Origin of the sequence: Bacillus sp. PS108, assembly GCF_037963335.1 — a bacterium.
Classification (GTDB): domain Bacteria; phylum Bacillota; class Bacilli; order Bacillales; family Bacillaceae; genus Bacillus; species Bacillus subtilis.
This window is the reverse complement of the sequence record NZ_CP150155.1, coordinates 2,215,497-2,228,112: the sequence shown is the minus strand read 5'-3', so window position 1 is coordinate 2,228,112 and position 12,616 is coordinate 2,215,497. Positions and strand designations below refer to the sequence as shown.

Annotated in this window: 14 protein-coding genes; all 14 read left to right on the top strand. The window is 44.0% G+C overall.

Features of this window, described 5'->3' with window-relative positions; translation table 11 throughout:
* The first annotated feature begins 3 nt into the window (after positions 1 to 3).
* The 14 genes from NSQ16_RS11325 (at position 4) to ypjB (ending at position 12,593) form a co-directional block, all read left to right on the top strand.
* Positions 4 to 651 carry a phosphoribosylanthranilate isomerase gene (locus NSQ16_RS11325; protein WP_088467251.1) on the top strand — a complete coding sequence of 216 codons (648 nt, stop codon included), beginning with the start codon at positions 4 to 6 and terminating at the stop codon, positions 649 to 651.
* Positions 632 to 1,834, top strand: coding sequence for a tryptophan synthase subunit beta (gene trpB, locus NSQ16_RS11320; RefSeq protein ID WP_163130716.1), 1,203 nt, complete (start codon positions 632 to 634; stop codon positions 1,832 to 1,834). Before NSQ16_RS11325 ends, trpB begins: the two co-directional genes overlap by 20 nt.
* Positions 1,827 to 2,630, top strand: coding sequence for a tryptophan synthase subunit alpha (gene trpA / locus NSQ16_RS11315; protein WP_015714168.1), 804 nt, complete (start codon positions 1,827 to 1,829; stop codon positions 2,628 to 2,630). Before trpB ends, trpA begins: the two co-directional genes overlap by 8 nt.
* Positions 2,631 to 2,640: 10 nt before the next feature.
* Entirely contained in the window at positions 2,641 to 3,723 is a 1,083-nt protein-coding gene (hisC, locus tag NSQ16_RS11310; RefSeq protein ID WP_339232193.1) for a histidinol-phosphate transaminase, read from the top strand.
* A gap of 48 nt (positions 3,724 to 3,771) precedes the next feature.
* A complete protein-coding gene (locus tag NSQ16_RS11305; protein WP_014480118.1) occupies positions 3,772 to 4,887 on the top strand; it encodes a prephenate dehydrogenase in 1,116 nt (371 codons plus the stop codon).
* 10 nt (positions 4,888 to 4,897) lie between these two features.
* A complete protein-coding gene (aroA, locus tag NSQ16_RS11300) occupies positions 4,898 to 6,184 on the top strand; it encodes a 3-phosphoshikimate 1-carboxyvinyltransferase (protein WP_230488230.1) in 1,287 nt (428 codons plus the stop codon).
* 334 nt (positions 6,185 to 6,518) lie between these two features.
* The gene (locus tag NSQ16_RS11295) at positions 6,519 to 7,790 is read left to right on the top strand and encodes a tetratricopeptide repeat protein (protein WP_021481536.1); all 1,272 of its coding nucleotides are present in this window, start codon (positions 6,519 to 6,521) and stop codon (positions 7,788 to 7,790) included.
* Between the two features lie 71 nt (positions 7,791 to 7,861).
* Complete coding sequence (locus tag NSQ16_RS11290) at positions 7,862 to 8,401, top strand: ReoY family proteolytic degradation factor (RefSeq protein WP_004399171.1); 540 nt, start codon at positions 7,862 to 7,864, stop codon at positions 8,399 to 8,401.
* A 54-nt stretch (positions 8,402 to 8,455) separates the two neighbouring features.
* Positions 8,456 to 8,902, top strand: coding sequence for a YpiF family protein (locus NSQ16_RS11285; protein WP_014480115.1), 447 nt, complete (start codon positions 8,456 to 8,458; stop codon positions 8,900 to 8,902).
* A gap of 142 nt (positions 8,903 to 9,044) precedes the next feature.
* Positions 9,045 to 9,548, top strand: a complete 504-nt coding sequence (locus NSQ16_RS11280; protein WP_003230627.1) for a ubiquinol-cytochrome c reductase iron-sulfur subunit — start codon at positions 9,045 to 9,047, stop codon at positions 9,546 to 9,548.
* 1 nt (position 9,549) lies between these two features.
* Positions 9,550 to 10,224 (top strand): menaquinol-cytochrome c reductase cytochrome b subunit, encoded by a 675-nt coding sequence (gene qcrB / locus NSQ16_RS11275; RefSeq protein ID WP_003225560.1) that lies wholly within the window; start codon positions 9,550 to 9,552, stop codon positions 10,222 to 10,224.
* A 34-nt stretch (positions 10,225 to 10,258) separates the two neighbouring features.
* Positions 10,259 to 11,026 carry a menaquinol-cytochrome c reductase cytochrome b/c subunit gene (locus NSQ16_RS11270; RefSeq protein WP_003225562.1) on the top strand — a complete coding sequence of 256 codons (768 nt, stop codon included), beginning with the start codon at positions 10,259 to 10,261 and terminating at the stop codon, positions 11,024 to 11,026.
* Between the two features lie 110 nt (positions 11,027 to 11,136).
* Complete coding sequence (locus NSQ16_RS11265; RefSeq protein WP_003230630.1) at positions 11,137 to 11,730, top strand: DUF1405 domain-containing protein; 594 nt, start codon at positions 11,137 to 11,139, stop codon at positions 11,728 to 11,730.
* 68 nt (positions 11,731 to 11,798) lie between these two features.
* Positions 11,799 to 12,593 carry a sporulation protein YpjB gene (ypjB, locus tag NSQ16_RS11260; RefSeq protein WP_003230633.1) on the top strand — a complete coding sequence of 265 codons (795 nt, stop codon included), beginning with the start codon at positions 11,799 to 11,801 and terminating at the stop codon, positions 12,591 to 12,593.
* Positions 12,594 to 12,616: the final 23 nt, after the last annotated feature.

The following is a 12,616-nucleotide window of genomic DNA, read 5'->3' as shown; positions in this document are numbered from 1 at the left end:
GTTGTGAAGAAACCGGCATTAAAATATTGTGGTATTCGGTCACTAAAGGATTTGCAGCTTGCGGCGGAATCACAGGCTGATTACCTAGGATTTATTTTTGCTGAAAGCAAACGAAAAGTATCTCCGCAAGATGTGAAAAAATGGCTGAACCAAGCTCGTGTCGAAAAACAGGTTGCAGGTGTTTTTGTTAATGAATCAATAGAGACGATGTCACGTATTGCCAAGAGCTTGAAGCTCGACGTCATTCAGCTTCACGGTGATGAAAAACCGGCGGATGCTGATGCTCTTCGCAAGCTGACAGGCTGTGAAATATGGAAGGCGCTTCACCATCAAGGTAACACAACTCAAGAAATAGCCCGCTTTAAAGATAATGTTGACGGCTTTGTGATTGATTCATCTGTAAAAGGGTCTAGAGGCGGAACTGGTGTTGCATTTTCTTGGGAATGTGTGCCGGAATATCAGCAGGCGGCTATTGGTAAACGCTGCTTTATCGCTGGCGGCGTGAATCCGGATAGCATCACCAGCCTATTGAAATGGCAGCCAGAAGGAATTGACCTTGCCAGCGGAATTGAAAAAAACGGACAAAAAGATCAGAATCTGATGAGTCTTTTAGAAGAAAGGATGAACCGATATGTATCCATATCCGAATGAAATAGGCAGATACGGTGATTTTGGCGGAAAGTTTGTTCCGGAAACACTCATGCAGCCGTTAGATGAAATAGAAACAGCATTTAAACAAATCAAGGATGATCCCGCTTTTCGTGAAGAGTATTATAAGCTGTTAAAGGACTATTCCGGACGGCCGACTGCATTAACATACGCTGATCGAGTCACTGAATACTTAGGAGGCGCGAAAATCTATTTGAAACGAGAAGATTTAAACCATACAGGTTCTCATAAAATCAATAATGCGCTAGGTCAAGCGCTGCTTGCTAAAAAAATGGGCAAAACGAAAATCATTGCTGAAACCGGTGCCGGCCAGCATGGTGTTGCCGCTGCAACAGTTGCAGCCAAATTCGGCTTTTCCTGTACTGTGTTTATGGGTGAAGAGGATGTTGCCCGCCAGTCTCTGAACGTTTTCCGCATGAAGCTTCTTGGAGCGGAGGTAGTGCCTGTAACAAGCGGAAACGGAACATTGAAGGATGCCACAAATGAGGCGATCCGGTACTGGGTTCAGCATTGTGAGGATCACTTTTATATGATTGGATCAGTTGTCGGCCCGCATCCTTATCCGCAAGTGGTCCGTGAATTTCAAAAAATGATCGGAGAGGAAGCGAAGGATCAGTTGAAACGTATTGAAGGCACTCTGCCTAATAAAGTAGTGGCATGTGTAGGCGGAGGAAGCAATGCGATGGGTATGTTTCAGGCATTTTTAAATGAAGATGTTGAACTGATCGGCGCTGAAGCAGCAGGAAAAGGAATTGATACGCCTCTTCATGCCGCCACTATTTCGAAAGGAACCGTAGGGGTTATTCACGGTTCATTGACTTATCTCATTCAGGATGAGTTCGGGCAAATTATTGAGCCCTACTCTATTTCAGCCGGTCTCGACTATCCTGGAATCGGTCCGGAGCATGCATACTTGCATAAGAGCGGCCGTGTCACTTATGACAGTATCACTGATGAAGAAGCGGTGGATGCATTAAAGCTTTTGTCAGAAAAAGAGGGGATTTTGCCGGCAATCGAATCTGCCCATGCGTTAGCGAAAGCATTCAAACTCGCCAAAGGAATGGATCGCGGTCAACTCATTCTCGTCTGTTTATCAGGACGGGGAGACAAGGATGTCAACACATTAATGAATGTATTGGAAGAAGAGGTGAAAGCCCATGTTTAAATTGGATCTTCAACCAACAGAAAAATTGTTTATCCCGTTTATTACGGCGGGCGATCCAGTTCCTGAGGTTTCGATTGAACTGGCGAAGTCACTCCAAAAAGCAGGCGCCACTGCATTGGAGCTTGGTGTTGCATACTCTGACCCGCTTGCAGACGGTCCGGTGATCCAGAGGGCTTCAAAGCGGGCACTTGATCAAGGAATGAATATCGTAAAGGCAATCGAATTAGGCGGAGAAATGAAAAAAAACGGAGTGAATATTCCGATTATCCTCTTTACGTATTATAATCCTGTGTTACAATTGAACAAAGAATACTTTTTCGCTTTACTGCGGGAAAATCATATTGACGGTCTGCTTGTTCCGGATCTGCCATTAGAAGAAAGCAACAGCCTTCAAGAGGAATGTAAAAGCCATGAGGTGACGTATATTTCTTTGGTTGCGCCGACAAGCGAAAGCCGTTTGAAAACCATTATTGAACAAGCCGAGGGGTTCGTCTACTGTGTATCTTCTCTGGGTGTGACCGGCGTCCGCAATGAGTTCAATTCATCCGTGTACCCGTTCATTCGTACTGTGAAGAATCTCAGCGCTGTTCCGGTTGCTGTAGGGTTCGGTATATCAAACCGTGAACAGGTCATAAAGATGAATGAAATTAGTGACGGTGTCGTAGTGGGAAGTGCGCTCGTCAGAAAAATAGAAGAATTAAAGGACCGGCTCATCAGCGCTGAAACGAGAAATCAGGCGCTGCAGGAGTTTGAGGATTATGCAATGGCGTTTAGCGGCTTGTACAGTTTAAAATGAGGTGACTGATTTGCGTATCAAAGAACATTTAAAACAGCTGAAGCCTTATCAGCCTGGAAAGCCGATTGAAGCAGTGAAATCAGAATATGGCTTGGATAAAGTGGTGAAGCTTGCTTCAAACGAGAATCCTTACGGCTGTTCAGAGGCTGCAAAAGAGGCGCTTCATCATGAGATTCAACAGCTTGCCCTTTACCCGGACGGGTATAGCGCCGCTTTGCGGACAAGGCTCAGTAAGCACCTCAATGTCAGCGAAACATCACTTATTTTCGGCAACGGTTCTGATGAAATCATACAGATCATCTGCCGGGCATTTTTAAACGATAAAACAAACACGGTTACTGCTGCCCCCACTTTTCCGCAATATAAACATAATGCGGTCATTGAAGGTGCTGAAGTACGTGAAATTGCACTTCGTCCCGACGGCTCACATGATTTAGACGCCATGTTAGAAGCCATCGACGAACAGACACAAGTCGTTTGGATATGCAGCCCGAATAATCCGACTGGCACTTATACATCTGAAGGAGAATTACTCGCATTTCTGGAGCGCGTTCCTTCACGTGTCCTTGTTGTTCTTGACGAAGCATATTATGAATATGTAACAGCAGAGGATTACCCGGAAACCGTGCCGCTCTTAAGCAAGTATTCCAATTTGATGATTTTGCGCACATTTTCAAAGGCATACGGTCTGGCAGCGCTCAGAGTCGGATACGGAATTGCTGACGAGAACCTGATTCGCCAGATTGAGCCGGCGAGAGAGCCGTTTAATACGAGCCGTCTGGGCCAGGCTGCGGCGATTGCCGCTCTTGATGATCAAGCGTTTATTGCTTCCTGTATCGAGCAAAATAATGCAGGCCTTCATCAGTATTATGATTTTGCGAAAACTCATGGTTTAAAGTGCTACCCTTCACAGACAAATTTTGTGTTAATTGACTTTAAACGTCCTGCTGATGAACTGTTTCAGGCTCTGCTGGAAAAAGGCTATATCGTCCGGTCAGGAAATGCATTAGGTTTCCCGACATCACTCCGGATTACGATCGGAACAAAAGAGCAAAATGAAGAAATACTTGCAATTTTAGCTGAAATTTTATAAGAGGTGATCAAATATCACCTCTTTAGTCTATAAACCAGGTGATGACGTATGAATCAAATGAAAGATACAATATTGCTCGCCGGTCTCGGATTGATAGGCGGTTCGATTGCCCTAGCGATCAAAAAAAATCATCCCGGCAAACGGATTATCGGAATCGACATCTCTGATGAACAGGCGGTAGCGGCATTAAAATTAGGTGTGATAGACGATCGTGCTGATTCGTTTATTAGCGGTGCGAAAGAGGCAGCTACAGTAATCATTGCGACACCTGTCGAACAAACACTGGTTATGCTTGAAGAGCTGGCTCATTCAGGAATTGAACATGAGCTTTTGATTACGGATGTAGGAAGCACAAAGCAAAAAGTGGTTGATTACGCTGATCAAGTGCTGCCTAGCCGCTATCAGTTTGTCGGAGGGCATCCGATGGCGGGTTCACATAAATCAGGAGTGGCCGCTGCGAAGGAGTTCCTGTTTGAAAATGCATTTTATATTTTAACGCCAGGCCAGAAAACGGACAAACAAGCTGTGGAACAGTTAAAAAACCTGCTGAAGGGGACGAATGCCCATTTTGTGGAAATGTCGCCAGAGGAGCATGATGGTGTTACAAGTGTAATCAGTCATTTTCCGCATATTGTAGCAGCCAGTCTTGTTCACCAAACCCATCATTCGGAAAACCTGTATCCGCTTGTTAAGCGTTTTGCTGCCGGCGGATTCAGAGATATTACAAGGATTGCATCAAGCAGCCCGGCAATGTGGCGGGATATTTTATTACATAATAAAGATAAAATCTTAGACCGTTTTGATGAGTGGATTCGTGAAATTGACAAGATCCGTACATATGTAGAACAAGAAGATGCGGAAAATCTATTTCGTTATTTTAAAACCGCCAAGGATTATCGCGACGGGCTGCCGCTTCGGCAGAAGGGAGCGATACCTGCATTTTATGATTTATATGTGGATGTACCCGATCATCCGGGTGTAATATCCGAGATAACAGCGATCTTAGCTGCGGAGCGCATCAGTATCACGAATATCCGCATTATCGAAACACGAGAGGATATTAACGGGATTTTAAGGATCAGTTTTCAGTCTGATGACGACCGCAAAAGGGCAGAACAATGCATTGAAGCCCGGGCGGAATATGAAACTTTTTATGCTGATTGAGGTGGAAAAAATGAAACGAGAAAAGGTGCAGACCTTACATGGAGAAATACATATTCCCGGTGATAAATCCATTTCTCACCGCTCTGTTATGTTTGGCGCGCTAGCGGCAGGCACAACAACAGTTAAAAACTTTCTGCCGGGAGCAGATTGTCTGAGCACGATCGATTGCTTTAGAAAAATGGGTGTTCACATTGAGCAAAGCGGCAGCGATGTCGTGATTCACGGAAAAGGAATCGATGCCCTGAAAGAGCCAGAAAGCCTTTTAGATGTCGGAAATTCAGGTACAACCATTCGCCTGATGCTCGGAATATTGGCGGGCCGACCTTTTTACAGCGCGGTAGCCGGAGATGAGAGCATTGCGAAGCGCCCAATGAAGCGTGTGACTGAGCCTTTGAAAAAAATGGGGGCTAAAATCGACGGCAGAGCCGGCGGAGAATTTACACCGCTGTCGGTGAGCGGCGCTTCATTAAAAGGCATTGAATATGTATCACCTGTTGCAAGCGCGCAAATTAAATCTGCTGTTTTGCTGGCCGGATTACAGGCTGAGGGCACAACAACTGTCACAGAGCCCCATAAATCTCGGGACCACACTGAGCGGATGCTTTCTGCTTTTGGCGTTAAGCTTTCTGAAGATCAAACGAGTGTTTCCATTGCTGGTGGCCAGAAACTGACAGCTGCTGATATTTTTGTTCCTGGAGACATTTCTTCAGCCGCGTTTTTCCTTGCTGCTGGCGCGATGGTTCCAAACAGCAGAATTGTATTGAAAAACGTAGGTTTAAATCCGACTCGGACAGGTATTATTGATGTCCTTCAAAACATGGGGGCAAAACTTGAAATCAAACCATCTGCTGATAGCGGTGCAGAGCCTTATGGAGATTTGATTATAGAAACGTCATCTCTAAAGGCAGTTGAAATCGGAGGAGATATCATTCCGCGTTTAATTGATGAGATCCCTATCATCGCGCTTCTTGCGACTCAGGCGGAAGGAACCACCGTTATTAAGGACGCGGCAGAGCTAAAAGTGAAAGAAACAAACCGTATTGATACTGTTGTTTCTGAGCTTCGCAAGCTGGGTGCTGAAATTGAACCGACAGCAGATGGAATGAAGGTTTATGGCAAACAAACGTTGAAAGGCGGCGCTGTAGTGTCCAGCCACGGAGATCATCGAATTGGAATGATGCTTGGTATTGCTTCCTGTATAACGGAGGAGCCGATTGAAATCGAGCACACGGATGCCATTCACGTTTCTTATCCAACCTTCTTCGAGCATTTAAATAAGCTTTCGAAAAAATCCTGAAGTTTTACTTCAGGATTTTTTATGCAGATCATAATTCGAGGCGAAAAAACATAGCTTGTCTTATAGAGGGGATAGAAAAACGAAAAGGGGGGATGTGCTTTACTTACAAGCCGGCAGGTCAAAGAGCTGCTTTACTGTACAGAGGGCGATCTTCCTTTTTTCATTTTCTATCTCAAGATCTTTTGGTAAACTAATAAGACTCAATAATTCCCTTCCGTACAGAAGCATCTTATTTGCCGGGGGCATTCGTCTGAATTATGATAAGATTAACCCGAACAAATAAAGCTTTTTTGTATGGTTGATGTTGTATAGGAAAAGAAAGGACCGGTCCGATTTGAATACATTGATTCAAGAAGCCATAAAATTAGTTGAAGCAGGTGAAACAGAAAAAGGCCTCAACACGCTCTCGAAGGCTGAAAAACAGCTGCATGATGAAGATAAAGCCATTGCAGCCCAGCTTTATTACGAGTGGGGCGATGTAGAAAAAGCAATTTCACTGATTAGTGATCTACATGATTTATATCCAAATGAAACAGAACTGACGAATTTCTACGCTGAACTTTTAATAGATATTGACGAAGAAGAAAAAGCCCTCGCTGTGCTGGAGACTATTCCGGAAACAGATCCATCATATCCGGAAAGTTTGCTGCTTATGGCGGATCTTTATCAGATGCAGGGGTTATTCGAAGTCAGTGAACAAAAGCTTTTACAGGCAAAGTCCATTCTGGACAATGAACCTGTTATTGATTTTGCACTGGGAGAACTTTACTTTGCTCAGGGAGCCTATGCAAAAGCGGTTCAATATTTTAAAACAACGGCTGAGGAGCAGAGTGAGATCGGAGGCGTTAATGTCCATCAAAGACTGGCAGAATCGTTAAGTGCCTCAGGTGAATTTGAGGATGCCATTCCATGGTATGAGAAAGCTGTCGATGAGAATCCTGATCCTAATACGATTTTCGGCTATGGTTTTACAGCCTTACAGGCGGGGCTTGTGAAAACAGCTATTAAGCAGCTGTCTGATTTAAAGGAGCTTGATCCATCTTATACTTCACTTTATATGCCGCTCTCGAAAAGCTATGAAGCTGAAGGAATGTATGAAGAGGCATTAAAAACGGCAAAAGAGGGGATCAGATATGATGAATATAACAAAGAACTTTTCCTTTATGCCGCCAAAATGGCCTTAAAAATCGGGAAGTCAGAAGAGGGGAAAAAGCTGCTTCAGGAGGCGCTTGCGCTTGATCCGGGCTTTGTCGAGGCGCTTCATACACTTCTTGCCGTGTATCACAAAGAAGAGGATTATGATCAGATCATTGATCTTATTCAAGAGGTTCGAAGCTACGGTGAAGAAGATCCTAAATACAATTGGTATCTTGCAAGCGCATATACTGAATTAGAGCAATACGAGGAAGCAAAACAATCCTTTGAGGCTGCCTATCTTCATTACCGGGAGGATAGAGATTTCTTATATGAATACGCAAGCTTCCTATTAGAAGAAGGCCTTCAAAAAGAAGCGCTGCCGCTTTTGAAAAAGGTTCTTGAAATGGACGGAGCCAATGAAGAGCTTGAAGAAACGATTTTGCGAATCGAGGATGAATTTTCTAGATAAGCAGGAATATTAACCATTCATGTGGAACATATAAGTATATAGATTATACGAACGATAGAGGAGGGAATTACATGCAGACCCCTGTTTCTGTCAATGAGAAAAAAGATTTTATCCGTTGGTTTTTAAACCATTATCAGTTAAAGCGCCGAGAGTGCGTTTGGATCTTGAACTACTTAATGAGCCATGATTCTCTCATGGAGAAGGTTCATTTTGTGGAGCAGGCTGAATTTTGCCCGAGAGGCATTATAATGTCAACACATTGTGTTGAAGAAGTTCCGTTCCGGTTCTATAAAGAGAATGTCATGACTACCGACGCGGAAAAATCTTTTCATGATATTAGATTAAATAAACAGCAGGATTTGTTTATCCAGCTTAATTTCCGTTCGGCTTACAGCTCACCTGAATATGCGGCGGTGCTGGAGTCCAACCCGCATATTCCGAAAAACCTTTTTGAGAATAAAAAAGATCAGGGATTGGCGGAACAGATTTTAGAGCACGCTATTTCCACATTCCAAAGAGAAAAATTATTAAAAGACATTGACGACGCGTTAGATCGTCATGATAAAGAGGCATTTGAACAATTATCGCGCCAATTAAATCAGCTCACATAATATGACCAGCCTTGCAGTGAATTGCAAGGCTTGTTGCCGTAAAGGGGGAGAACGATGAGGTGGAGAATCACTGATGCCAAGGACTATTTACAAGCTAAGGATTACATTGATACCGCTGTCATACCATTAATTAACATAAGGGTTAATAACCATTTTAAAATGGCGGCGGAGAAAGGCGAGTTTACGCAGCTTCTCTCAGAAGAACTTGAAAGGCAGTTAAAGGGACGGGTATATTTACTTCCGCCTTATACATATGTTGATAGAAATGAAATAACCGTTCAAGGGCTTAAGGATTTGCGGGAAGAGCTGATAACGGAATTTCCGCATGTTGTCCTGCTCACATCTGACGAAAGTTGGAGAGCTGAGGATGCGTTAGGCAAAATGATTGTTACACCGTCTGTTCCATTAGAGCATTTAAATGACTCTTTAAAAAGAAAAATATTGGATGAACGCACTGCTGAAATTTTGAACGTTTTGTTACAGTTATGGAGCACTTCATAAAAACACTTACATTTCCTTATAAACAATATTTTGGCTATATTGACCTTGCTGAGAGATTCATATATTATGAGGGTGTCTAGAGTTATTGCAATATTTTCTATTTTAGTCAGTTTGCAGGGGTGACCTAGAGGGGGGAGAAGAGATGGGCGGTAAACATGATATATCCAGACGTCAATTTTTGAATTACACGCTCACAGGCGTAGGAGGTTTTATGGCGGCTAGTATGCTCATGCCTATGGTTCGCTTCGCACTCGACCCGGTATTAAAATCGACAGGGAAGCAGGATATGGTTCAGGTTGTCAGCGTTGATGAGTTGACAAAAGAGCCGCAGCGCTTTGATTTTAAAATTAATCAAGTCGATGCCTGGTATGAGTCAGAAGAGTCAAGATCAGCCTGGGTCTTCAAAAACGGGGATGAAATTGTAGCACTTTCGCCAATTTGTAAGCATTTAGGGTGTACGGTGAACTGGAATAGTGATCCTAAAAACCCGAATAAATTCTTTTGTCCATGCCATTATGGACTCTATGAAAAGGACGGCACCAATGTCCCTGGCACGCCGCCGCTTGCGCCTCTTGATCATTATGAGCAAGAAGTAAAAGACGGCTTCCTGTATCTTGGAAAAGCAAAGCCTAAGGGGGAAGGGTGACATGCTGAACAAAATTTATGACTGGGTAGACGAGCGGCTTGATATTACACCGATGTGGAGGGATATTGCCGATCACGAAGTACCGGAACATGTGAATCCCGCCCATCATTTCTCTGCGTTTGTGTATTGCTTTGGGGGACTGACGTTTTTTGTAACCGTTATCCAAGTATTATCTGGAATGTTTTTAACGATGTATTATGTGCCTGATATCAAAAATGCCTGGGAATCGGTATATTATTTGCAAAATGAAGTGGCATTCGGCCAGATTGTCAGGGGGATGCACCACTGGGGTGCGAGCCTGGTCATTGTGATGATGTTTTTACATACGCTGAGGGTCTTTTTCCAAGGCGCGTATAAAAAACCGCGCGAGCTGAACTGGATTGTCGGTGTGCTGATCTTTTTTGTTATGCTCGGTCTTGGCTTTACAGGCTACTTGCTTCCTTGGGATATGAAGGCTCTGTTTGCAACAAAAGTCGGGCTGCAGATCGCCGAAGCTACGCCTTTGATCGGAACGCAAGTTAAAACGCTCCTTGCAGGGCATCCGGATATTGTAGGCGCCCAAACGCTGACTAGGTTTTTTGCGATCCATGTATTTTTTCTTCCTGCCGCATTGTTCGGGCTGATGGCTGCACATTTTATTATGATCCGGAAGCAGGGGATTTCAGGACCGCTTTAAACTCTTGATCTGCGAATAAAAGGGAGGGGATGACATGCACCGGGGCAAAGGGATGAAATTTGTAGGCGACTCAAGGATACCGGCTGAAAAAAAGCCGAATATACCGAAGGATTATTCGGAGTATCCGGGTAAAACAGAGGCTTTCTGGCCAAATTTCTTGTTAAAGGAATGGATGGTTGGAGCTGTCTTTCTCATCGGTTTTCTCGTTTTGACGATTGTGCATCAGCCGCCTTTGGAGCGGATGGCGGACCCGACTGATACTGGTTATATTCCGCTGCCGGATTGGTATTTTCTTTTCTTATACCAGCTGTTGAAGTATGAATACGCCGCCGGAAGCTTTACAGTGGTCGGCGCCATGATTATGCCAGGTCTCGCTTTTGGGGCCCTGCTTTTGGCTCCATTCCTAGACAGAGGGACAGAAAGAAGGCCGTGGAAGCGTCCGGTCGCTGTCGGTATGATGCTTCTGGCCATTTCCGCTGCTGTATTTTTGACGTGGCAGTCAGTTGCTACTCATGACTGGGCCAAGGCAGAAGAACAGGGGAAAATTACAAAAGAAGCCGACATTGACACCAATGCAGAAGGATATAAGGTTTTTAAGGAACAGGGCTGTATTTCTTGCCATGGGGATAACCTTCAGGGAGGAGCGGCCGGGCCTTCATTGGTTGACAGCGGGCTGAAACCGGATGAAATCAAAAAAATCGCTGTAGAAGGGAAAGGCAAAATGCCGGCGGGTGTGTTCAAAGGAAATGATAAGCAGCTCGAAGAACTTGCAAAATTTATTTCTGAAACAACCGCAAAATAACGTATTGTGAATTGTCAAATGGAAGGATATACTTTTATTATCAAAAGCTGACCCGGCGTCAGCTTTTTTATTTGGACATATTATTTTTACAGACTGAGAGTTGATTCGATGTGAAATGGTTTCAATATGTATTAGGGCAGCGGCCGATGCTTATTCTTGTCTTAGCCATTAATTTTCTGGGAACGGTTTACGGCTACTATTGGTACTTGCCGCAGCTTTTGGAGACACCGGCACGTTTCCTGATTTTTGTTCCGGACAGTCCGACAGCAACGTTTTTCTTTCTGTTTGTGCTGCTTGCCTTTCTCATGAAACGGAATGCTCCGTTCTTTGAGGCGCTTGCGCTAGTTACCCTCGTAAAGTATGGCCTATGGGCGGTGGCTATGAATTTTCTTGTGCTTGCAGTAACTGGTGACTTGCCGTGGGAGGGCTACATGCTAATTGCTTCGCATTTTGCAATGGCAGTTCAAGGCGTATTATACAGTCCGTATTTTCGTTTTTCATTTTGGCATCTTGCAATTGCTGCAGTCTGGACACTGCATAACGATGTCATTGACTACTTGTTTGATATGATGCCGCAATACTCTATGCTTTCTGATTATATGACTGAAATAGGATACGGAACATTTTGGCTAAGCATCTTTTCAATCGCGCTTGCTTACTTTCTTGTGGTCTCAAAAAAACAAACGAAGCTTGAGCTGATGTAAAGACAATGTTGGTCTATCCTTGTCCCTTTCTTCATATTCTGTAAGGAGAGAGAGTGGGAGGGACCTGCATGAAACGAAAGCTGACGATCTGTTTGTTGATTGCACTTATTTTTTATAATGGAAATGCCAAGGCTGCAGAGCGGGGAAGCCTCGAGGAATTGAATGATTTATCCGATACAGTCTTTCAAATGACCCGACAGGCGAAATATGAAGAGGCGCTTCAAGTCTTGGAGTATTTTGAAAAAACATTAAAATCCGCTGAGAAAAAACAGCAAGACCCCATGCTAACGGGAGCCCAAATTCGTCAAATCACATTGGGCTATAATGATATGGTTCGGAGTTTAAAGCAAGCTGATACATCAGACACACAAAAACTCAGAGCAGCCGCGCAGTTCAGAATGCTGATGGATGCGGTTGACAATCGGTCTGACCCGCTTTGGGGCTCACTGGAAAAACCGATTATGGAAGCTTTTACTGAACTGAAGCGAGATGTCCAAAAGAATGGAAGCACAAGCTTTCATGAAAAATGGAATGAATTTATCAGTTTATATGACTTGATTTACCCCAGTCTTACAATCGATGTATCAGAGGATCAGCTTGAAACAGTCGGAAAACATATAGATGTTATTGAGCAAGAGGAATTTCAGCAAATGACAGAGAGCACGAAGCTTGAACGGCTTTCCCTTCTTCAGCATGACCTGAAAAATGTGTTTGACAGGGTGGAGGAGGATGATGCCGATCCGTCTTTACTCTGGGTGATCATTACAACCGGCAGTATCATCATTACTGCTCTTACCTATGTCGGTTACAGAAAGTACAAGGCGGAAAAAAACAAGCTGAAAAAAAGGGACTACCCTAAATAAGGATGAGGGGCGGCGGTCAGCCG